Genomic DNA, 19,397 nt, shown 5'->3' with positions numbered 1-19,397 from the left:
ATGGGGCTTCCGAAGCCGCTTTGCGGTGCTGGCGGGTGGCCGCCTGCCCCGGGAAGCCGCTCTGCGGACGGGCGTGGGAAGCTCAGGCCGGCCGTTGCTCCGGCGCGTGGCAGTATCTTCCAACGGCTGCCTGCCGAAGGTTTTCGGCCCAGTCGGCCAGCCGCTGGGCGGCCCTGACGTAATTGAAGAGCTCCAGCGGAGTGAGGGCGTCAAGGTCCGTCTCGGCCAGCCGGCGCGCGAGCTCAGCACCCTCCGGCTGTGCCGTGAGGCTGATGCCCTCGTTGGCCCATTGGACGTCCTCGGCCGGCCTGCCGGCTACGAGCTGTCGGAAAAGGTAGTCGACGGTGCCCGGACTCATGGCTTTCATAAGCCCCGTACTGCCGGTTTCGGGGGCAGGGACCCGGTGTGGTGGAGTGTGCATGCGGGTCAGTCTATTCGAACATATATTCGAATTCAAGGGTGCGCACCCGGGATGGAATGGGCCGCTGGATAATCCGCCCGGACCTGGGCCTTGTGGCTTCAGCGCTGCGGGGCCGCAGCCCTTCATGGCCCGGTATGAGACGATCTGGTCATGACTTCCAGCCGTCAGGCCCGATCGACCGGGAAGACCGGAAAGCCCGCCGGCCGGCCAGCGACAGGGCGGCTTTACGGCATCGACGCTGCCCGGGGCCTGGCCCTGCTGGGCATGATGGCCACCCACCTGCTGGCCACGTTTGAACAGAACGCCAACCTGACCCCCACCTGGATTGGCCTGGCCTTTTCCGGCCGGGCAGCAGCCCTGTTTGCTGTCCTTGCCGGTGTGGGCCTCGCCCTGTCCACCGGAAAGCACCAGCCCCTGGCCGGGTCGCCGCTGTGGGCAGCCCGGCGGGGTGTGGCACTGCGCGCCCTGGTGATTGCCGCCGTCGGGCTCACCCTGGGCGGGCTGGAAGTGAACCTGGCCATCATCCTGGTCCATTACGCGTTGCTGTTCCTGTGCGTCCTGCCCTTCATGGGGTTGGGATTAAGGCCCTTGTGCGCCTGGGCGGCAGGCTGGCTCCTCGCCTCACCGGTCCTGGCGTACCTGCTTCGGCCCTGGCTGCTGGCGGGTACTCCCCCGCTGAAACTGGGACACAACCCTTCCTGGGAGGATCTGGGGACCCCGGCGCGGCTGCTCGCTGACCTGTTTTTCACGGGTTACTACCCCGTCTTCCAATGGTTGTCGTACCTGTTGGTGGGCCTGGTGATCGGCCGGCTGGCGCTCAGCAAGGCCCAGGTTCCCGTCCTGCTGCTGGTGGGCGGAACCGTCACCGCGGTCCTGGCGAAAACCCTTGGAGTTACGGCCATGGAGAACTGGGGCGGCAGGGCAGCACTGGAGGACCTGCTGAACGCGCCCGGCTACCCGCTGAAGAGCATCCTGCAGGTCAACCTCACGGGGATACCCCAGGAGGGGTCCTGGTGGTGGCTGGCATCGGCAGCACCGCATTCAGGGACCACCCTGGACCTGTTGCACACGTCCGCCGTGGCCGCGGCCGTGATCGGTGCTTGCCTGCTGCTGGGCAGGCTGGCCGAATGGGTGGACCTTGACCTGCTGCTGCCGTTGCGCGGCGCCGGCGCCATGACGCTGACGCTCTATACCCTCCACGTATGGGTGGTCTCCGCCCTCTACCTCAAGCCGCTCCCTGCCGGGTGGACGGAGGAGGGCATGTACTTCGCGCAGGCGGGCGCTGCCGTTGCCGTGGGCGTGCTGTTCGCGCTCCTTAAATGGCGGGGCCCACTGGAGCTGCTGGGCCACGCGGCGAACCGGGCCGGCCGGGGCAGCCAGGCCGGCTGACCCAGGCCGGCTGCCATGCCCGAACGCACCCCTGGGAATTCCCGGGACGAACTCCCGGGCAACCGGCCGCACCGCACCGGCTAAGCGTGTGGCACCCCTCAGCGCGCCGCACCGGGTCAGCGCACACCACCCTGTCAGGCGGGGACTTTGCCCTGGAACAGCTTGACGGCATCACGCATCGAGGCGCGGGCACGTTTCCGGTCGCCCGCGGCGTCATAGGCGCAGCTGAGCCTGAACCAGGAACGCCAGTCACCGGGGGCAGCCTCGGCTTCGGCTTTGTATTTTTCGAATTCGGCATCAGCGGCGGACCTGATGATCCGGCCCGCAGGCGTGCGGGGCAGGTCGTCCACGGGCAGGCCACCCTCGGCGGCGAGGACGTTGGCCATCTGCTCGGTGCGGGCACCAAACATCAGCTCACGGATCATGGCCCAGGCGCCAATGATGGGGAGCACCAGGTAGGCGGCACCGATCGCCTTGGCCGCCAGGTTGTTGTCCGCCAGCAGCAGGATGGAGCGCTGGAACGACACCACAAGGTAGAACACCAGCAGCAGCGTAACCGCGCCAACCCAGATTTTGGTGCGGTTCTTTCGGAATCCCGCAAAAAACGCCTTCACTGCCTACAGCCCCAGATCCAGGTAGCCGTCCAGGCCCACAATCAGGCCGGCGTGGTCCGCAACGCTGCGGACACCCAGCAGGACGCCGGGCATAAAGGACGCCCGGTCGAAGGAGTCGTGCCGGAGGGTGAACTGCTCACCGGGTCCGCCCAGCAAGACTTCCTGGTGCGCCACCAGGCCGCGGAGGCGGACGCTGTGCACGCGGACCCCGTCGACGTCGCAGCCGCGGGCGCCGGCAAGTTCGCTGGTGGTGGCGTCGGGGCTGGCCGGCACCTTCGCGGCACTGCGCTCGGCCGCGATCAGCTGGGCGGTGCGCACGGCGGTACCGGACGGGGCATCCACCTTGTCCGGGTGGTGCAGCTCGATGATCTCCACCGATTCAAAGTAACGGGAAGCCTTGGCCGCGAACGCGGACGCAAGCACAGAGCCCAGGGCAAAGTTGGGCGCAATCAGCACCCCGGTTTCCGGATGCTCCGCCAGCAGGGCCTCCAGGGCGGAGAGCCGGTGGGCATCCCAGCCCGTGGTGCCCACCACAGCGTGCATGTTGTGCTCCACGGCGAAGAGGACGTTCTCCTCGGTGCTTTCGGGAACCGTCAGGTCCACCACATACTGCGCGCCTGCGGCGGCAACCCGGTCCAGGGAATCGCCGCGGCCCAGTGCCGCGACAAGCTCCATGTCCGCTGCTGCGTTGATGGCTTTTACGGCTTCGGCGCCCATACGGCCATTGGCGCCCAGCACGGCCACCAGCTTGGGATCGGGGTGTTTTTGGGTCATGGGTTAACCCTACCGGTGGGCCCGGCGCGCGCTGGAACCGGGCGGTGTGCGTTACCTCGCAGGAACAGCAGTGAGCGGCGGTCCGGGAAGCCTCTCCGTGGCGCCGGTCAGCTGCCGGCGCCCACCCATTCCACGGTGCCGTCGGAGAAGAACTGTTCCTTCCAGATGGGCACCTGGTCCTTGATCCGGTCCACCAGTTCCGAGCAGACCGCGAAAGCCTGGCCGCGGTGGGCGGCGGAGACGGCGCAGACCAGGGCGGGGTCGCCGATTTCCAGCGTACCGATCCGGTGCGCGGCCCAGATCCTGACCGGTTGGGCGGGCGCGCCGGTTTCCGCTCCCCCAGCGGCGGCCGACTGCTCCGCCACAAGGCGGGCAACGACGTCGGCCATCACCTGGTGCGCGGTGGGGTGCGCGCTGTAGCTGAGCCGGTCCACGGGCTTGCCGCCGTCGTGGTTGCGGACCACGCCGGAGAAGCTGACCACGGCGCCGGCGGTGTCGCTTTCCACAGCCGCGATGGCGTGGTCCACGGAAATGGGGTCGGCGCTCAGGACCGCGGAGACCACCTCGAAGGTTGATTCAGTGGCCATGTCCGCCGTCCAGTTGGTCGCAGAGGTGACCCAGCACGGGATCCAGGACGTGCAGGCCGTCCATGACCCCCTTGGGCGAGCCCGGCAGGTTGACGATGAAGGTGCTGCCGGCCGCGCCGGCGTGCCCGCGGCTGAGCGCTGCAAGCGGGGTCTTTTCCGCTCCGGCGCGCCGGATGGCCTCCATAATGCCCGGGATCTCCCGGTCCAGGAACGGCAGGGTGACGTCAGGGGTGCGGTCGTCCGGGCTGAGGCCCGTGCCGCCGCTGGTAATCACGACGGCGGGGTGCTGGGTCAGCAGGGCGCGGATGGCTGCGCCCACGGGCTCGCCGTCGGGAACCACCATGGCGGGAAACACCTCAAAGCCGTGTTCGGTCAGCCAGTCGGTGATCACGGGGCCGGTTTCGTCGGTGTAGATTCCGGCGGCGGCCCGCGTGGAGGCGATCACCACACCGGCATTGCGGCCCTGCACCTCGCCGTGGGTGTGGGGTTCCGCCGGGGCGGCGGGGCGGGCCGGGGACTGCTCGGCGGTGCTTGGATCGTTGCCGGCCGCGGCGTGCGGGTGCGCGCCGGAACCGGCGTCCGGGGTGGAGGTGCTCACAGGGTCCAGTCTCCGCTCTTGCCGCCGCTTTTCGCGAGGACCTTGATGTCCGTCAGGATTGCGTGTTTGTCCACGGCCTTGATCATGTCGTACACGCTGAGGGCCGCGACACTCACCGCGGTGAGCGCTTCCATCTCCACCCCGGTGACGCCGCGGGTCTTAACGGTGGCGTTCACGGTGACGGCCGCTGCTTCCAGTTCAAAGTCAACGGTAACCTTCGCCAGCGGCAAGGGGTGGCACAAAGGGATGAGCTCGGGGGTCTTTTTGGCGGCCATAATGCCGGCCACACGGGCGACGGCGAGCGCATCGCCCTTGGGCAGTCCTCCGGAGCCGAGCAGGCCCATTACTTCGGCGGTGGTCTGCACGGTGGCGGTGGCGGTGGCCTCGCGGGTGGTCTCGGCCTTGGCTGAGACATCCACCATCTGGGCGCTGCCATCGGTACGCAGGTGCGTCAGGGCGGCAGGGATCGGTTCAGGATTCACAGCATCCATACTTCCACCTCTTCCCCTGCGCCGAGCGCGGAGACGCCCTCCGGGACGTGTACCAGGACGTTGGAGCCTGCCAGGGCGTGCAGGAGGTGCGAGCTTTCGCCACCCTCCAGCCGGACCGTGCCGTCCGGGGCGAGGCTGCCGCGGCGGACCTGGTGCTTGTTTGCCGGCGAGGACAGGCTGTGGCCCAGCCTGGCCCGGAGCGGCAGCCTGACGGCGGGTGAGCCGAACAGTGCCGAAAGCGCCGGGCGGAGGAACATCTCAAAGGACACCAGGGCGCTGACCGGGTTTCCCGGAAAGCCAAGGAACGGGATGCCGTCGAAGGTGCCGATGCCCTGGGGCCCGCCCGGTTGCATGGCCACGTGCAGGAACTCCACGGGTTCGTCCGCCATGGCCTGCCGCACCACCTCGTAGGCACCCTTGCTGACACCGCCGGTGGTGACGATCAGGTCCGCTGCGGCGCCTTGGGTGCGCAGCAGTTCCCGGAAGTGAACCGGGTTGTCCGTGGCGATGCCGGCACGCAGCACCCGCAGGCCCGCCTGCGTCATGGCGGCTTCAAGGAGGGTGCCGTTGGCGTCGTAGATCCGCCCTGGCGCCAGGGGTTTGCCCGGTTCCACTACCTCGTCGCCGGTGGTCACCAGGAGCACAGTGACTTTGCTGTGCACGGTGGCCTCCGGGAGGCCCAGGGCTGCCAGGAGCCCCAACTGCGCGGGGCCAAGGAAGGTCCCCGCCGCCAGTACCTGCTGACCGGCAGCCACATCGCTGCCCGTGGCCCGGACAAAGGTCCCCGGCGCCACGGCCGGCAGCTGGACGGTCCCCTTCCCACCCGGCGCCAGGAAACGGTCCGGAACGGCGCGTTCGATCTGTACTACGGCGTCGGCACCTGCCGGGATCGGAGCGCCGGTCATGATGGGTGCCGCCGTTCCCGGTGCCAGCGGCTGCGGACTTTGCCCCGCTGGAACGGGAGCGGCTATGCGGAGCTCAGCGCCGCCGTCGGACACGTCAGCCGACCGCACCGCGTATCCGTCCATCTGCGAATTGGCGAAGGGCGGCAGGCTGACGGGGGCGATCACCCCGTCAACCAGGGCACGGCCCAGGGCCTGCACCAGCGGAAGGACTTCCGTCCGTCCGTCGGAGCTGAGTGCAGTCAACAGTTGCCGCACTGCAGCCATGTGCGCGGCGACGGAACGTGCGCCGTGGTGGGAATGGCCGGCGGAGTGCTGGCTGGTCATGGGTGCGCCTTCGGTTGCGGCCATCAGGATTTCACGTCAACTCTAACCGTGTGGAAACCCGTGGCTCCGTCCGGCGCGACGGGCCTGCCTGCCTCGTCCTGCGCCTTGCCGTTGAGATCCGTGGCCCGGACCTGGAGTTCGTACTGGCCGGGCGTGAGGTCCACCCCGAGCTGCCATTGGTACCAGGTGTCCACGGAGATCCCGGGGGCCAGGCCGGCTTCCTGCCACGGCCCGCGGTTGATCCGTACTTCCACTTTGCCGATGCCGGTGTGCTGGGCCCAGGCCACCCCGCCCACCATGACTGTGCCTGCAGCGACGGACGCGTTGCTGCGGGGGACATCGATCCGGGAGGAGATCTTGATGGGTCCGCGTTCGGACCAGCCGCGGGGCGTCCAGTAGCCCTCGTCATCGGCGAAGCGCGTCAGCTTCAGTTCCGTCACCCATTTGGTCGCGGAGACGTAGCCGTAGAGGCCCGGGACGATCATCCGGACGGGAAAGCCGTGTTCCACGGGCAGCGGCTCGCCGTTCATACCCACCGCGAGCAAGGCATCCCGGTCGTCGGTGAGGGCTTCGAGGGGTGTGCCGGCGGTCCAGCCATCAGCGCTGCGGGAGAGCACCATGTCAGCACCGGCCTGCGGCCCGGCCAGGGTGAGGAGTTCCCGGATGGGCCAGCCCAGCCAGCGGGCGTTGCCGATCAGGTCGCCACCTACGTTGTTGGACACGCAGGCGATGGTGACGTGGCGTTCGGTCAGGGGCTTGGCCATCAGGTCCGCGAAGCTGAGCTCCACGTTGCGGTCCACCAATCCGGTGACCTTCAGCGTCCACGTATCGGGGTTGATGGTGGGTACGGCGAGTGCGGTGTCAATGCGGTAGAAATCATCGTTGGGCGTAACGAGCGGCTGCATGCCGGCCAGGCCTGTCTCCGCTCCTGCGGGGATGGCCGGTGCCGGGGCCGCGGGTGACGGGAGGCTGATGCGGGCCCTGGCTTCGCGGACCCCGTCCGCGGCGTTCCGCCAGATCCCCGCCAGCGTCCCGCCCACGGCGGTGGCCACGGCACCGCCACCGAGCACCTGCAGGAAGCGGCGGCGGTTGGCGGCAACAGTGCCGGACGTAGTTCCCGGTTCTGTTGGCCCTAGCCAGGCCTGGAGCCTGCGGATGAGGAAGCTCAGCAGGAAACCGGCAACCACCGCGGTGACCACGGGCATGGCCAGGGCGACGGGCGTCAGCTGCGCCCGGGTGAGGACGGCAGCGACGCCGGCGAGGCCGAAGATCCCTGCGACCGCCACGCCGGCGTACCGGCGGCGGTCCTCCACCACACCGGCAACGGCGGCCAGCAACGCAATGACCAGGGCCATGCCCACCAGGAGTGCCGCTTTGTCTGCGGTGCCGAACAGCGAAATCGCCCATTCCTTCACGCCGGGCGGAACTGCGTCGATCACCGATCCGCCGACAGCGGTCAGGGGTGACAGGGATGGGCTCACCAGCCCGGCCAGCGTCTCCCCCACAACAACTGCCGCTCCCACGGCCACCACTCCGGCGGCTGCGGCGTAGCGGGAACGGGACACTGGGACGGTTGGGTGTGCGGCCTCCTGGGTGGATTCCTGCGCCTGTTCCCGGCCATTTTCCCGGGCCGTGCGCGGACCGCTTTCCTGCCCCGCGCCCGGGCCCGACGGCGAAGAACTGCCACCTGCCCGCCCACCGCCAGCGCCGCCGTCGTGCGTTGCCTGATCGTTCCGGGAGATATCCACAAACCCAGCATAGGGCGGTAATTTGCCCCCGGCGGCGGCATCCGGGGATTCACTGGAAACGGTCAGGTCCGTCATCTGGTATGGCGTCCTTGCCGGGGTGGCGTAGCCTGAAATCATGAGTGTCCAGCTAGGCATGCCGCAGCCCCGGGAGGGGACAGACCAGGAGGGCCCCGGCGTGCCCCCGGCCCGGCCGTCAGACGCCCCGGCGGGACTCGCTGACCGTTACGGCCGTCGCGCCACCGACATGCGGCTGTCCCTGACGGACAAGTGCAACCTTCGCTGCACCTATTGCATGCCGGCCGAAGGGCTGGAGTGGCTGGCCAAGCAGGCAGTGATGTCGGCGGACGAAATCATCCGGATTGTCAGGATCGGCGTGGACCACCTGGGCGTCCGCGAACTGCGGCTGACCGGCGGCGAACCGCTGGTGCGCCACGACCTCGTGGACATCATCTCGGCGCTGCGGCGCAACCACCCGGACCTTCCCATTTCCATGACCACCAACGGTGTTGGGCTGGCCAAAAAAGCTGCGCCGCTCAAGGCTGCAGGCCTGACCCGGATCAACGTGTCGCTGGATACTTTGCATGAGGAAACTTTTACGCAGCTGACCCGCCGGCCGTTCCTGGACCAGGTGCTGGCGGGCGTGGACGCGGCGTGGGCTGCGGGCCTGGGACCCGTCAAGATCAACGCAGTGCTGATGCGCGGCATCAACGACGCCGCATCCCCTTCGCTCCTCGCCTGGGCGGTGGAGCGCGGGTACGAGCTGCGGTTCATCGAACAGATGCCGCTGGACGCCGACCACGGCTGGACCCGGCGCAACATGATCACAGCGGCGGAGATCCGCGGACTGCTCTCCAAGGACTTTGTCCTCAGCCCGGACGGCCGCGCACGTGACGGCGCACCGGCGGAACGCTTTGAAGTACGACGCCGGGAGGCAGGGACCGCGGATCAGTCCGGACGGGTGGTGGGCACCGTGGGAATTATCGCCTCCGTCACGGAGCCGTTCTGTTCCGATTGCCGTCGGACCCGGATCACCGCCGAAGGCAAGATCATGAGCTGCCTGTTCTCGCGCGAGGAATTCGACCTGCTGGGCCTGCTGCGCTCCGGGGCTGACGATGATGCCCTGGCCCGGCGCTGGCAGGATGCCATGTGGATCAAACCCAAAGCCCACGGCATGGACCACGTGGGACTCGACGCTCCGGACTTTGTCCAACCGGATCGCAGCATGAGCGCCATCGGGGGCTGACAGCAATGAACGTACGATACTTCGCTGCCGCGCGCGCTGCCGCAGGCCTGGAGGAAGAGTCCTTCACCTTGCCCGCCGGCGCGTCCGTTGCCGACCTCCTGGCGGCAATCGAAGCCGTGGAACGGAGTGCGCCGCCCGCAGGCACTCCCCCGCTGCCACGCATCCTGGCCCGCTCCAGCTTCCTGTTGAACGAGGTGGCAGTCCGGGACCGGTCCACGGTTGTCGGCGCCGACGACACCGTTGACGTGCTGCCGCCGTTTGCCGGCGGATAGGGCGCTTCGTCCTTTTGTGCGTTACCGGTTGAGGTGGCAATGGTTGGTCGAGTCCGGGCTGCACACTTTGCCGGAAGCTTTGCTGGTCCTGTGGTGCGTGATGTTTGGGTATGTGTTTCAGGAGAGCCGGGGCGCTGTGCCCATGGCCAGTGCCAGCAGTGACGCGCGGCTGTGGACGGCGCCTGCCTGGGAGATCTGCTTGATCTGGTCCCGGACCGTATAGGGGCTGACCGCCTGGGCTGCCGCGATGGCAGCAGTCCTGGCCCCCGCGGCGGCCAGGTCGAGCAGTTCCCCTTGTGGCCGGGTCAGGCCGAAGCACCGGGCAAACATGTCCAGCCTCGCCGCCGGCGAACAGCCATGGATTGTGACTGCGAGTGGCGACGTGCTGCCGGCGGAGAGCGCAGCCATCCTGGTTGCCCGCAGCCACCTGCCGGAGCCGATGCAGACCCGGGCTTCCGGTGCCCGCCCCGCACGCGAGCAGTTGTGCCGCCACGTTCAGCACTTCGCCGGGCACGCCCTGGTGTGGCGGGGGTCCGGGCTGCAGCATTGTCAGCCGTGCCTTGGCTGAAGGGCTGTACCCGACGACTGCCAATCCTTGGCTTAGGGTCAGGATGGCTTGGTCAGGGAGCACGGGATTCCGGTCCCGTTCCGGGATTGTGCCAGGGTCCGTCCCGCAGACCGCTTGGGACTGGCGCCGGCTTCGGGCGGGGCCTTGATGTCCTGGCTATTTCGGGGCCCAGCCGGAAGGTCACACCCCCCTGTTTATGCTGCCTTTATGGACGGTGAAGAGGCTCCAGGCACGGACGGCAGTGGACTCCGTTCCGGCTGCTGTTTGCGGGGCCGCTCCGTCCGGTTTCCCGTCGGATCCGGTTGTCGTACCCCCTTCCTACGCTGGGTTTATGGACGGCAACGAAGCTCCAGAGACGGACGGCAGGGACTCTGTTCCGCCTGCTCCTGGGGTTGATGTTGGCGCTGGTGACAGGCTTGATTCGCGGGCCGTTCCTGCCTCCGGCCAAATTGTCGTACCCCCTGCATATGCTGGTTTTATGGACGGCGACGAAGCTCCAGAAACGGACGGCAGGGACTCTGGTCCGGCTGCTCCCGGGGCTCTTTCTGGGGATGTTTTCGTGGCCGGATCGATTGTCGTACCCCCTCCCTATGCTGGGGTTATGGACGGCAACGAAGCTCCAGAAACGGACGGCAGGAACCCGGTTCCGGGTGCCGCTGTTTCCGGTTCTGGTGGGGTGGGTGCTTCTGACGCGGTGGGCGTTGTGATCGATGCGGCGTTGAGCGCGTTGACGGACTTGAAGGCTTTGGCCGGGGTCGCGGATGTTGCGTTGGAGGATGACTGGTCCGGGGAGGACCTGCTGGAGCGGGCCAAGGAAAACCGGTTACAGCGCCTGGGCGTGGTGCGGCGCGTTGAGGCCGGGCTCGCGGCGGTCAAGGCGTTGACTGTTGCTCAGTATGTGGGGATTGAAGAGGCCCTCACCCCACCGGGGATCTCGAACCAGCATCAACGGGCCCGGGAAATCTCCCTGATCGCTGAGGTCGGCGGGATCCTTGGTCTCGGGGCCGGGGCCGCGGCGGACCTGGTCAGCACCAGCTACCAGCTTGCCGCCACCCAGCCGCTGACGCTCGCGGCACTGGCCGCCGGGGAAATCACCTACCAGCACGCCCGGGTCCTCACCGATGAATGCACCGGCCTGCCCCACGCCGGAACCACCGCCCTCGAAACCCACTTCCTCACCCCCACACTCCCGGACCCCACCCTCCCGGATCCCACCCTCCCCGATCCTGCACTCCCGGACCCGATCGATGTGCCTGATCCTGCAGGCGCTGACCCGGCAGACCCACTCCTGACGCCTGCCCCCGATCCGGCCACCGGCAGTGTCCTGGCCGGGCGGTGTGTCGCGGCGGTCCTGGTCCCGGGACGGTTACGGGCCAAGGTGCGTTCCTGGCGCGAACGCCACCACCCCGAATCCATCGAAGAACGCCATCACCGATCCGCCGCGGACCGCAGGGTCGAGTTCACCCCGGCCCGGGACGGAATGGCCTGGCTCAGCGCCTGCCTCCCCGCGCCAAGCGCCGAAGCGATCCACAACCGGCTCACCGCGATCTCCCGCGGCCAACAAGGCCCCCACGAGACCCGCACCCTGCCCCAACGCCGCGCCGACAACCTCGTCGAAGCCCTCCTCACCGCCGGACTCACCCCCACACAACAGCACCCCACCACCAGCACCGCAGTCACCGGTCCCGCAGCCACCAACGTAGGAGCCGCCGAAGTCAACGCCGGTTCCGATGCTGCCACTGGTTCAGGAGCCGCCGGTTCCACCACCAGCCCGGACTCCGGCCCGGATTCCGGATCAGGCCCGAATTCAGGCTCGGATTCAGGATCAGGCCCGGATTCCGTTTCGGGTTCGGGTTCGGGTTCGGGGGCGCCGTTTACCTCGGCAAGGGCGTGGGGTGATGTTCCGGTACCCAGGGCGCAGGTCCTGATCACCGTCCCGGTCATGGCCCTCCTTGGAGCCACCGACGAGCCAGCGATCCTTGACGGCTACGGACCCATCCCCGCCTCCATGGCCAGGGACCTCATCGCCAACGGCGCCGAGTCCTTCCACCGCGTCCTGATCGACCCCCGCGACGGCGCACCCCTGGAAATCGGCCGCAAAAACTACCGCCTCACCCCCGCCATGCGCCACTGGCTCCGACTCCGCGACGCCAAATGCACCTTCCCCGGATGCAACAACAACACCCTCGACAACGACGCCGACCACATCCACCCCTGGCACCACGGCGGCACCACCGGAATCAACAACCTCAACCAACTCTGCCCCAAACACCACCACCTCAAACACAACACCACCTGGACCCCCACCACCGCCACCAAAAACCACCCACCCGGCTGGCTCTCACCCACCGGCCGCTACTACCCCGCCGAACACCCCGACCACGAACCACCCACCTGGCCGTCCGAGTGGACCCAACAACACCCCACACCGGAACCGGCAGAACCACCACAAATCACAGCAAACCCGGAACCACCCTGGGCACATACCAGACAGGAAAGCGAACGCCTTGCGTCAATGCAAGGCGGGCCGGATTCCATTCACCAACCCATATTCGAGGGTGCCACGTTCGAGCAAATGACCTTCCTGCCGGACTTTCACGAACCGGACTTAGTTGAGCAGGAACTCCTGGACAGGTTCCGCTCAGGTGAAGACATTTACGACTATGAGGTGACTGAAGGCGGCCTCCTGAGCAGCTACCTTGTCAGTCACGGACTTCCCTTGCCCTGAACCTTCGGACTTCCGCACGCTGGACACCCCGAGACTCCAGCAACCAGGTACGGCTCAGGCCGGACAGCGCACCGGACGTGGCGGCAGTCCGGCCTGAGCCGTTCCGTTACTACTTGCTGCAGGATGGTGTCAGAGCCCGAACGTCTCGGACTCATCAAAGGGGCCCACCACCGTGACGGTCCGGGGCGCAGCTGCGAGCTCGGCCGCGAGTTCCTGCACCTGCTCAGCAGTCACTGCCTTAATCAGGCGAAGGGTCTCATCGATGTCCTGGTACTCGCCGGAGACCAGTTCGGCCCGGCCCAGCCGGGACATCCTGGACCCGGTGTCTTCAAGGGCCAGCACGATGCCGCCGCACAGCTGGCCAACGGCCTTGCGCAGCTCCTCCTCGGAAATGCCGTGCTCGGCCAGCTTGTCCAATTCAACGCCCAGCAGATCCAGGACCTGGCGGACCTTGGACGGCGTGCAGCCGGCGTACATTCCGAAGTAGCCGGCATCGGCGTAAGAGGACGCGAACGAGTACGTGGAGTACACCAGCCCACGCTTCTCGCGGATCTCCTGGAACAGGCGTGAGGACATGCCGCCGCCCAGGACGGCGTTGAGGACACTCATGACGTAGCGCCGCTGGTCGGTGGCCACGATGGTGGGGCAGCCCATGATGATGTTGGCCTGCTCCACGGCACGCTTGATCACCTGCAGTCCGGCGGTGCCGGTGATGAGGGCGCGTTCCGTTGAGCGCCGGTCAACGGGTGCAGCATCGGATTCGAGGTTCCAGCCCGCCGACTTCAGCGCGTCAACCACCAGCCCGCACACCACATCATGGTCCAGGCCGCCAGCTGCGGTGATGACCAGCTCGTCGGGCCGGTAGTAGCGCCGGTAGTGCTCCCACACCGAATCGCGGGCAACCGCACGGATGGCGTGAGGGGTTCCGCCGATGGGCCGGCCCAAAGGGTGGCTCCCCAGGACCGAGGCGACGAAATGCTCGTGGGCGACGTCGGTGGGGTCATCGCTGTCCATGGCGATTTCCTCGAGGATCACGTCCCGTTCCTGTTCCATCTCGGCCGGGTCAAGGACAGCGCCGGTGATCATGTCGGCAATGACATCGATGGCCATGGGCAGGTCGGTGTCCAGGACGCGCGCAAAGTAGCAGGTGCTTTCCTTGGCCGTGGCTGCGTTTGATTCGCCGCCCACCTCGTCAAATGCCGAGGCGATCTCCAGCGCGGTGCGCCGCTTGGTGCCCTTGAACAGCAGGTGTTCAAGAAAGTGCGTGGAGCCGTGCTGTCCGGGGGCTTCATCGCGTGACCCCACGCCTACCCAGAAACCGATGGTCGCCGACCTTTGGCCGGGCATCGCTTCGGTCAGAACCCGAACACCGCCGGGCAGCACGGACCGGCGGACTTCGGAGCCGCCTTCGGAGCCATGGACCAGGGTGTCACCGGGATGGTTCTGCTCGAGGGGCAGGGGTACAACAGTCATTGAGGCCTTTCAGGAGGTGCAGCCGGATCTGGCTGCCATCGTAACAGCGGCGGGGCCGGTGGATCATCCACCGGCCCCGCCGTTTTATGCTCGTGTTCCGGTCAGGGAACGTCTCAGACGTCGGCACCTTCAGCGGGCTCCGTGGCGTGGGCGCGTTCGGTGTCGTCTGCGCCCTCTTCCTCGGCTACCACCGGGGAGAGTGAAAGCTTTCCACGGTCGTCAATCTTGGTGATCTCAACCTGGACCTTCTGGCCCACGGAGACGACATCATCAACGTTGTCCACGCGCTTGCCGTTGGCCAGCTTGCGGAGCTCGGAGATGTGCAGGAGGCCGTCCTTGCCCGGGGTCAGCGATACGAAGGCACCGAAGGTGGTGGTCTTGACGACCGTACCCAGGTAACGCTCGCCGATTTCCGGAACCTGCGGGTTCGCGATGGCGTTGATGGCGGAGCGTGCTGCGTCTGCAGACGGCCCGTTCGTGGCGCCAATGTAGACCGTGCCGTCGTCCTCGATGGAGATGTCGGCGCCGGTGTCTTCCTGGATCTGGTTGATCATCTTGCCCTTGGGCCCAATGACCTCGCCGATCTTGTCCACGGGGATCTTCACGGCGATGACGCGCGGTGCGAACTCGGAGAGTTCGTCCGGGGTGTCAATGGCCGAGTTGAGGACCTCAAGGATGTGCAGGCGGGCTTCGCGGGCCTGCTTCAGTGCTGCTGCCAGCACGGAAGCGGGGATGCCGTCGAGCTTGGTGTCCAGCTGGATGGCCGTGACGAACTCGGAAGTACCGGCAACCTTGAAGTCCATGTCGCCGAAGGCATCTTCGGCGCCGAGGATGTCGGTCAGCGCGGCGTAGCGGGTCTGGCCGTCAACCTGGTCGGAAACCAGGCCCATGGCGATACCGGCGACGGCTGCCTTCAGGGGCACACCGGCGTTCAGCATCGACAGGGTGGAGGCGCATACGGAACCCATGGAGGTGGAGCCGTTGGAGCTCAGTGCCTCGGATACCTGGCGGATGGCGTAGGGGAATTCCTCGCGGGACGGCAGGACGGGCACGAGGGCGCGTTCCGCCAGGGCACCATGGCCGATTTCGCGGCGCTTGGGCGAACCCACGCGGCCGGTTTCACCGGTGGAGTATGGCGGGAAGTTGTAGTTGTGCATGTAGCGCTTGCGTGTGACGGGCGACAGCGAATCGATCTGCTGTTCCATCTTGAGCATGTTCAGCGTGGTGACACCCATGATCTGGGTCTCGCCGCGTTCGAAGATGGCCGAACCGTGAACGCGGGGCAGGACCTCTACCTCGGCGGTGAGCTGGCGGATGTCCGTCAGGCCGCGGCCGTCGATGCGGATCTGGTCCTTGAGGATGCGCTGGCGCACAACCTGCTTGGTGACCGAGCGGAATGCTGCGGACAGTTCCTTCTCGCGGCCTTCAAACTGGCCGGCCAGGGACGAAATGGTCTCATCCTTCAAGGAATCAGTTGCGACGTCGCGCTCCTGCTTGTCGGCGATCTGGAAGACGGCGGCCAGCTTGTCGGCAGCAGCGGCTTCAACAGCGGCGTACACATCGTCCTGGTAGTCCAGGAAGACGGGGAACTCAACGGTGGGCTTGGCGGCCCGGCCGGCAAGGTCGGCCTGGGCGTCGCAGAGTGCCTTGATGAACGGCTTTGCAGCCTCGAGGCCCTCGGAGACAACCTCTTCGGTGGGGGCGGTGGCGCCCTGTTCCTTGATGAGGTTCCAGGAGTTGTCGGTTGCTTCGGCTTCCACCATCATGATGGCGACGTCGTCACCGGCAACGCGGCCGGCAACAACCATGTTGAAGACCGAGTTTTCCAGCTGGGAGTGCTTGGGGAAAGCAACCCACTGTGAACCGTGCTCGTCGGCAACCAGGGCAACGCGGACGCCGCCGATGGGGCCGGAGAACGGCAGACCCGAAAGCTGCGTGGACATGGAGGAGGCGTTGATGGCCACCACGTCGTAGAGCTCGTCGGGGTTGATGGCCAGGACGGTCACCACGATCTGGACTTCGTTGCGCAGGCCCTTAACGAAGGCGGGGCGCAGCGGGCGGTCCATAAGGCGGCAGGCCAGGATGGCTTCGGTGGAGGGGCGGCCTTCGCGGCGGAAGAACGAGCCCGGGATGCGGCCGGCAGCGTACATACGCTCTTCGACATCCACCGTCAGCGGGAAGAAGTCGAAGCCTTCGCGCGGGTGCTTGCCGGCAGTGGTGGCGGACAGCAGTGCGGTGTCTTCGTCGATGTACACCATGGCTGCGCCGGCTGCCTGCTTGGCGAGGCGGCCGGTTTCAAAGCGGATTACACGCTTGCCGAAGCGGCCATTGTCAATGACGGCTTCTGAGAACTGGATTTCGGGACCCTCCAAGAGAGTCACCTCCGTTTCTGTTTTTACGGAAGTCCAGCCGCATCAACCCAGGCCAGCATTTGTCGACTGGCCCTGCACCCGGTCGTCGATCGAGACCCACGGGCCGGGGCAGCCATACGTTGCTGCCGTTCCCGGGGATCACTACCGAGGACCGCGAATGCCTGATGCGGTTGATCCTCCTGTTTAGTTTTTTTGGTGGAACAGGGCAGCCCGGCCCCAACTGGGGCTGGGCCGCCCGGAAGTCCGACTAGCGGCGCAGGCCGAGACGCTCGATGAGCGCACGGTAGCGGGCGATGTCGGTCTTCTTCAGGTAGCCAAGCATGCGCTTGCGACGACCGACCATGCCCAGCAGACCGCGCTGGGTGTGGTAATCGTGCTTGTGCTCCTTCATGTGCTCAGTCAGATCCTTGATCCGCTGGGTCAGGACTGCAACCTGCACCTCGGGCGAACCAGTGTCGCCTTCGCCGGTTGCGTATTCCTTGATGATGGACTGCTTTACAGCGGCGTCAAGTGCCACAATAACTCCTTGGGAATGTGCCGTGAGGGCCCGGGTCAGTAATTCACTGCCGGGTCTGCCGCGGCGGCCAACCGGAAAAACCGGGTGCGGCCGTACACAACAGGAACCAGCCGCCACGGACTGCAGCCGGATCCATCGTCCAGTTTACCGGCCGCGGCCCAATTATGTCGAAACACGCCTTCCCGGCGGCGCAGGATCCGGCAGCCCGCCCGGAAACGGCCTAGGCGGCGAGCCGGTACCGGATGGCTGCCATCCCCTGCAGGACCTCGGCGAAGCTGGTGCTCAGCGGCGAAAGGCCCACCCGGATGCCATGTGGCGCCCGGAAATCGGGGATGACGTCCCCGTCCCAGAGGCCAGCAACGTCGGCCTTGGTGAAGCCGGGATGGTCCACGGTGATGTGGCTGCCCCGCTCCCCCGGGTTCCGCGGCGAGCCCAGCTCCGCGCCCAGGGGTGCCAGCCACGCATCGAAGATCTCCACGGCAAACGCGGTGAGGTGTTCCGACTTGTCCCGGATGGCGGCCATGCCGGCCTCTTCGATGAGGTCCAGCGTGCCCTGCATGGCCAGCATCCCGAAAATGGCCGGGGTGCCGCTCAGGAATGCGCGGATCCCCTCGGCCGGTTCGTAGCCGGCCGCCATCGCGAACGCGTCCTTGCGGCCCATCCAACCCCAGATGGGCTGGTTCAGCCCGGCCAGGTGGCGCCGGTTCACGTAGGCAAACGCGGGCGAACCCGGCCCGCCGTTCAGGTATTTGTAGGTGCAGCCCGCCGCAAAGTCCACGTCTGCACTGTCCAGCGCGATCTCCACCGACCCCGCGGAGTGGCACAGGTCCCACACCACCAAGGCGCCGGCGTCGTGGACGGCCGCGGTGATGGCGGGCAGGTCCGCCAGGTGGCCGGACCGGTAGGCAATCTGGCTGAGGAGGACGACGGCGGTCCGCGGCCCGGTCGCGGCCCGCACCTGGTCAACGGTCACTCCGGCCGCGGGATCCGTTTCGATCCAGCGCAGCGTCAGGCCCTCTTCCAGGGCGATTCCCTCGACGAGGTACCGGTCCGTGGGGAAGTTCTCCGTGTCCAGGACCAGTTCGTTGCGGTCAGGATCCTGCACCGCGGCCAGGGCGGCGCGGATCAGCTTGTACAGGACCACTGTGGTGGAGTCGGCGATGATGGTCTGCCCCGGGGCAGCGCCGAGCACCGCCCGGCCCAGCTGGTCGCCGATGCGCTGCGGCATTTCCAGCCAGTCCTCGTCCCAGCCGCGGATCAGCCGGCCACCCCAGCCGTCGCTGATGAACGCCGTGATGTCTCCGATGGTGCGCTGCAGCGGCCGGCCCAGCGAGTTGCCGTCCAGGTAGGAAAGTGGCGTTTCGGTGCCTACAAAAAGGCTGCGGTAGCGGGCCAGCGGATCCTGGCCGTCCAGCTGGGCCGCGCGCTGCGACAGGGCCTGGTCTGCGGCTGCGCCGGGCGCCACTTGGTCCGCGCTCATTGACCGATCTCCGTCCTGACAGCGAATAGTTCCGGGAAAAACGTCAGTTCCAGTGCCTTTTGCAGGAACGCGGCCCCGCTGGAGCCGCCGGTCCCCGATTTCATGCCGATGGTCCGCTGGACCGTCCGGAGATGCCGGAAGCGCCACAACTGGAAGTTGTCCTCCAGGTCAACCAGTTCCTCGCAGGCTTCGTAGGCGCCCCAGTTATCCGACGCCTGCTCGTAGATGTGCTTGAACAGCGGCACCAGCGCGGGAGTGAATTCGTGGGCCTTGGTGACGTCGCGCTCGAGGACCGCAGCCGGCACCTCGAAACCCTGCCGCGACAAATAGGCCAGGAACTCGTCGTAGATGCTGGGCGCTTCCAGGACGTCCGTCAGCATGGCGTGCGCCTCGGGGTCGGACTCGAAGACGGGCAGCATCTTGCGGTTTTTGTTGCCCAGGACAAATTCCACGGCACGGTACTGGCTGGATTGGAAGCCCGAAGAGTTCCCCAGGAAGCCACGGAACTGTGAGTACTCGGTGGGAGTCAGCGTGGCCAGGACGGACCACTGCTCCGTGAGGGTCTTCTGGATGTGCTTGACCCGGGCGATACCCTTCAGTGCCGCTCCGAGGTCGTCGGCCCGCAGCCGGGCCGCCGCGCTGCGCAGCTCATGCAGCACCAGCTTCAGCCACAGCTCCGTGGTCTGGTGCTGGATGATGAATAGCAGCTCGTCGTGATGCTCCGGTTCGCTGACCGGCTGCTGCGCGCTGAGCAGCGTGGGCAACTGCAGGTAGGAGGCGTAGCTCATCCGGGAGCTGAAGTCCCTGACAATCCCCTTGTCCAGCTTGCGGGTGTTCTTTTCGACGGACACGTGGTGCCTTTCCTTGCGGACAGTGCAACTTGCTGACACCGC

General features: G+C 67.0%; 19 protein-coding genes. 5 read left to right on the top strand and 14 right to left on the bottom strand.

The features are described from left to right. Nucleotides 1-82 precede the first annotated feature (82 nt). The gene (locus tag ACRB8A_RS06875; protein WP_050687687.1) at nucleotides 83-421 is read right to left on the bottom strand and encodes a hypothetical protein; all 339 of its coding nucleotides are present in this window, start codon (nucleotides 419-421) and stop codon (nucleotides 83-85) included. A 150-nt stretch (nucleotides 422-571) separates the two neighbouring features. On the opposite strand from ACRB8A_RS06875, the gene ACRB8A_RS06870 reads away from it, so the two are divergent. After that, on the top strand, nucleotides 572-1,810 hold the full coding sequence (locus ACRB8A_RS06870) for a heparan-alpha-glucosaminide N-acetyltransferase domain-containing protein (RefSeq protein ID WP_285240815.1): 1,239 nt from the start codon (nucleotides 572-574) through the stop codon (nucleotides 1,808-1,810). 134 nt (nucleotides 1,811-1,944) lie between these two features. Here ACRB8A_RS06870 and ACRB8A_RS06865 read toward each other — a convergent pair whose 3' ends face one another. From ACRB8A_RS06865 to ACRB8A_RS06835, 7 genes are all read right to left on the bottom strand, one after another. After that, the gene (locus ACRB8A_RS06865; RefSeq protein ID WP_050687684.1) at nucleotides 1,945-2,424 is read right to left on the bottom strand and encodes a hypothetical protein; all 480 of its coding nucleotides are present in this window, start codon (nucleotides 2,422-2,424) and stop codon (nucleotides 1,945-1,947) included. A gap of 3 nt (nucleotides 2,425-2,427) precedes the next feature. Beyond that, nucleotides 2,428-3,198 (bottom strand): 4-hydroxy-tetrahydrodipicolinate reductase, encoded by a 771-nt coding sequence (dapB, locus tag ACRB8A_RS06860; protein WP_432245884.1) that lies wholly within the window; start codon nucleotides 3,196-3,198, stop codon nucleotides 2,428-2,430. A gap of 107 nt (nucleotides 3,199-3,305) precedes the next feature. Continuing rightward, nucleotides 3,306-3,785 (bottom strand): molybdenum cofactor biosynthesis protein MoaE, encoded by a 480-nt coding sequence (locus ACRB8A_RS06855; protein ID WP_056595875.1) that lies wholly within the window; start codon nucleotides 3,783-3,785, stop codon nucleotides 3,306-3,308. Further along, entirely contained in the window at nucleotides 3,775-4,254 is a 480-nt protein-coding gene (locus ACRB8A_RS06850; RefSeq protein ID WP_432246022.1) for a MogA/MoaB family molybdenum cofactor biosynthesis protein, read from the bottom strand. The genes ACRB8A_RS06855 and ACRB8A_RS06850 overlap by 11 nt, the downstream gene beginning before the upstream one ends. Nucleotides 4,255-4,379: 125 nt before the next feature. Continuing rightward, complete coding sequence (moaC, locus tag ACRB8A_RS06845; RefSeq protein ID WP_432245883.1) at nucleotides 4,380-4,874, bottom strand: cyclic pyranopterin monophosphate synthase MoaC; 495 nt, start codon at nucleotides 4,872-4,874, stop codon at nucleotides 4,380-4,382. After that, on the bottom strand, nucleotides 4,862-6,103 hold the full coding sequence (locus ACRB8A_RS06840) for a molybdopterin molybdotransferase MoeA (RefSeq protein ID WP_432245882.1): 1,242 nt from the start codon (nucleotides 6,101-6,103) through the stop codon (nucleotides 4,862-4,864). The genes moaC and ACRB8A_RS06840 overlap by 13 nt, the downstream gene beginning before the upstream one ends. Nucleotides 6,104-6,126: 23 nt before the next feature. Further along, nucleotides 6,127-7,668, bottom strand: a complete 1,542-nt coding sequence (locus ACRB8A_RS06835) for a molybdopterin-dependent oxidoreductase (protein WP_432246021.1) — start codon at nucleotides 7,666-7,668, stop codon at nucleotides 6,127-6,129. Nucleotides 7,669-7,966: 298 nt separating this feature from the next. Between ACRB8A_RS06835 and moaA the strand changes: the two genes are divergently transcribed. Both moaA and ACRB8A_RS06825 read left to right on the top strand, forming a co-directional pair. Further along, nucleotides 7,967-9,094 (top strand): GTP 3',8-cyclase MoaA, encoded by a 1,128-nt coding sequence (gene moaA, locus ACRB8A_RS06830; RefSeq protein ID WP_432245881.1) that lies wholly within the window; start codon nucleotides 7,967-7,969, stop codon nucleotides 9,092-9,094. Between the two features lie 5 nt (nucleotides 9,095-9,099). Beyond that, complete coding sequence (locus tag ACRB8A_RS06825; RefSeq protein ID WP_050687673.1) at nucleotides 9,100-9,366, top strand: MoaD/ThiS family protein; 267 nt, start codon at nucleotides 9,100-9,102, stop codon at nucleotides 9,364-9,366. A 117-nt stretch (nucleotides 9,367-9,483) separates the two neighbouring features. On the opposite strand, the gene ACRB8A_RS06820 is transcribed toward ACRB8A_RS06825, so the two are convergent. Then, nucleotides 9,484-9,696, bottom strand: coding sequence for a hypothetical protein (locus ACRB8A_RS06820; RefSeq protein WP_432245880.1), 213 nt, complete (start codon nucleotides 9,694-9,696; stop codon nucleotides 9,484-9,486). Here ACRB8A_RS06820 and ACRB8A_RS06815 point away from each other — a divergent pair. Together ACRB8A_RS06815 and ACRB8A_RS06810 are read left to right on the top strand one after the other, a co-directional pair. Further along, nucleotides 9,695-9,934: a hypothetical protein gene (locus tag ACRB8A_RS06815; protein WP_432245879.1), complete on the top strand. Its 240-nt coding sequence runs from the start codon at nucleotides 9,695-9,697 to the stop codon at nucleotides 9,932-9,934. The genes ACRB8A_RS06820 and ACRB8A_RS06815 overlap by 2 nt on opposite strands. A 601-nt stretch (nucleotides 9,935-10,535) precedes the next feature. Beyond that, nucleotides 10,536-12,662 (top strand): DUF222 domain-containing protein, encoded by a 2,127-nt coding sequence (locus tag ACRB8A_RS06810; protein ID WP_432245878.1) that lies wholly within the window; start codon nucleotides 10,536-10,538, stop codon nucleotides 12,660-12,662. Nucleotides 12,663-12,791: 129 nt separating this feature from the next. Here the strand turns inward: ACRB8A_RS06810 and ACRB8A_RS06805 are convergent, their stop codons facing one another. The 5 genes from ACRB8A_RS06805 to kynA form a co-directional block, all read right to left on the bottom strand. Next, the gene (locus tag ACRB8A_RS06805; RefSeq protein WP_432245877.1) at nucleotides 12,792-14,135 is read right to left on the bottom strand and encodes a M16 family metallopeptidase; all 1,344 of its coding nucleotides are present in this window, start codon (nucleotides 14,133-14,135) and stop codon (nucleotides 12,792-12,794) included. Between the two features lie 113 nt (nucleotides 14,136-14,248). Beyond that, a complete protein-coding gene (locus ACRB8A_RS06800; protein WP_050687638.1) occupies nucleotides 14,249-16,507 on the bottom strand; it encodes a polyribonucleotide nucleotidyltransferase in 2,259 nt (752 codons plus the stop codon). Between the two features lie 247 nt (nucleotides 16,508-16,754). Further along, on the bottom strand, nucleotides 16,755-17,024 hold the full coding sequence (rpsO, locus tag ACRB8A_RS06795; RefSeq protein ID WP_050687636.1) for a 30S ribosomal protein S15: 270 nt from the start codon (nucleotides 17,022-17,024) through the stop codon (nucleotides 16,755-16,757). Between the two features lie 220 nt (nucleotides 17,025-17,244). Next, a complete protein-coding gene (locus ACRB8A_RS06790) occupies nucleotides 17,245-18,504 on the bottom strand; it encodes a kynureninase (protein ID WP_432245876.1) in 1,260 nt (419 codons plus the stop codon). Then, on the bottom strand, nucleotides 18,501-19,355 hold the full coding sequence (kynA, locus tag ACRB8A_RS06785; protein WP_050687632.1) for a tryptophan 2,3-dioxygenase: 855 nt from the start codon (nucleotides 19,353-19,355) through the stop codon (nucleotides 18,501-18,503). The genes ACRB8A_RS06790 and kynA overlap by 4 nt, the downstream gene beginning before the upstream one ends. Nucleotides 19,356-19,397: the final 42 nt, after the last annotated feature.

The sequence above is a fragment of the Arthrobacter sp. G.S.26 genome (assembly GCF_050847375.1).
In the GTDB taxonomy this organism is placed as follows: Bacteria; Actinomycetota; Actinomycetes; order Actinomycetales; family Micrococcaceae; genus Arthrobacter.
The sequence above is the reverse complement of the archived record's forward strand: the minus strand, read 5'-3'. Positions and strand labels throughout refer to the sequence as shown.

Excerpts from the sequence above, each read along its gene's own strand:
- ACRB8A_RS06805 (WP_432245877.1), bottom strand. The coding sequence starts at position 14,135 with ATGACTGTTGTACCCCTGCCCCTCGAGCAGAACCATCCCGGTGACACC.
- ACRB8A_RS06820 (WP_432245880.1), bottom strand. The coding sequence starts at position 9,696 with ATGTTTGCCCGGTGCTTCGGCCTGACCCGGCCACAAGGGGAACTGCTC.
- ACRB8A_RS06790 (WP_432245876.1), bottom strand. The coding sequence starts at position 18,504 with ATGAGCGCGGACCAAGTGGCGCCCGGCGCAGCCGCAGACCAGGCCCTG.
- dapB (WP_432245884.1), bottom strand. The coding sequence starts at position 3,198 with ATGACCCAAAAACACCCCGATCCCAAGCTGGTGGCCGTGCTGGGCGCC.
- ACRB8A_RS06825 (WP_050687673.1), top strand. The coding sequence starts at position 9,100 with ATGAACGTACGATACTTCGCTGCCGCGCGCGCTGCCGCAGGCCTGGAG.
- ACRB8A_RS06840 (WP_432245882.1), bottom strand. The coding sequence starts at position 6,103 with ATGACCAGCCAGCACTCCGCCGGCCATTCCCACCACGGCGCACGTTCC.
- moaC (WP_432245883.1), bottom strand. The coding sequence starts at position 4,874 with ATGGATGCTGTGAATCCTGAACCGATCCCTGCCGCCCTGACGCACCTG.
- ACRB8A_RS06810 (WP_432245878.1), top strand. The coding sequence starts at position 10,536 with ATGGACGGCAACGAAGCTCCAGAAACGGACGGCAGGAACCCGGTTCCG.
- moaA (WP_432245881.1), top strand. The coding sequence starts at position 7,967 with ATGAGTGTCCAGCTAGGCATGCCGCAGCCCCGGGAGGGGACAGACCAG.
- ACRB8A_RS06855 (WP_056595875.1), bottom strand. The coding sequence starts at position 3,785 with ATGGCCACTGAATCAACCTTCGAGGTGGTCTCCGCGGTCCTGAGCGCC.
- ACRB8A_RS06870 (WP_285240815.1), top strand. The coding sequence starts at position 572 with ATGACTTCCAGCCGTCAGGCCCGATCGACCGGGAAGACCGGAAAGCCC.
- ACRB8A_RS06815 (WP_432245879.1), top strand. The coding sequence starts at position 9,695 with ATGTCCAGCCTCGCCGCCGGCGAACAGCCATGGATTGTGACTGCGAGT.
- ACRB8A_RS06875 (WP_050687687.1), bottom strand. The coding sequence starts at position 421 with ATGCACACTCCACCACACCGGGTCCCTGCCCCCGAAACCGGCAGTACG.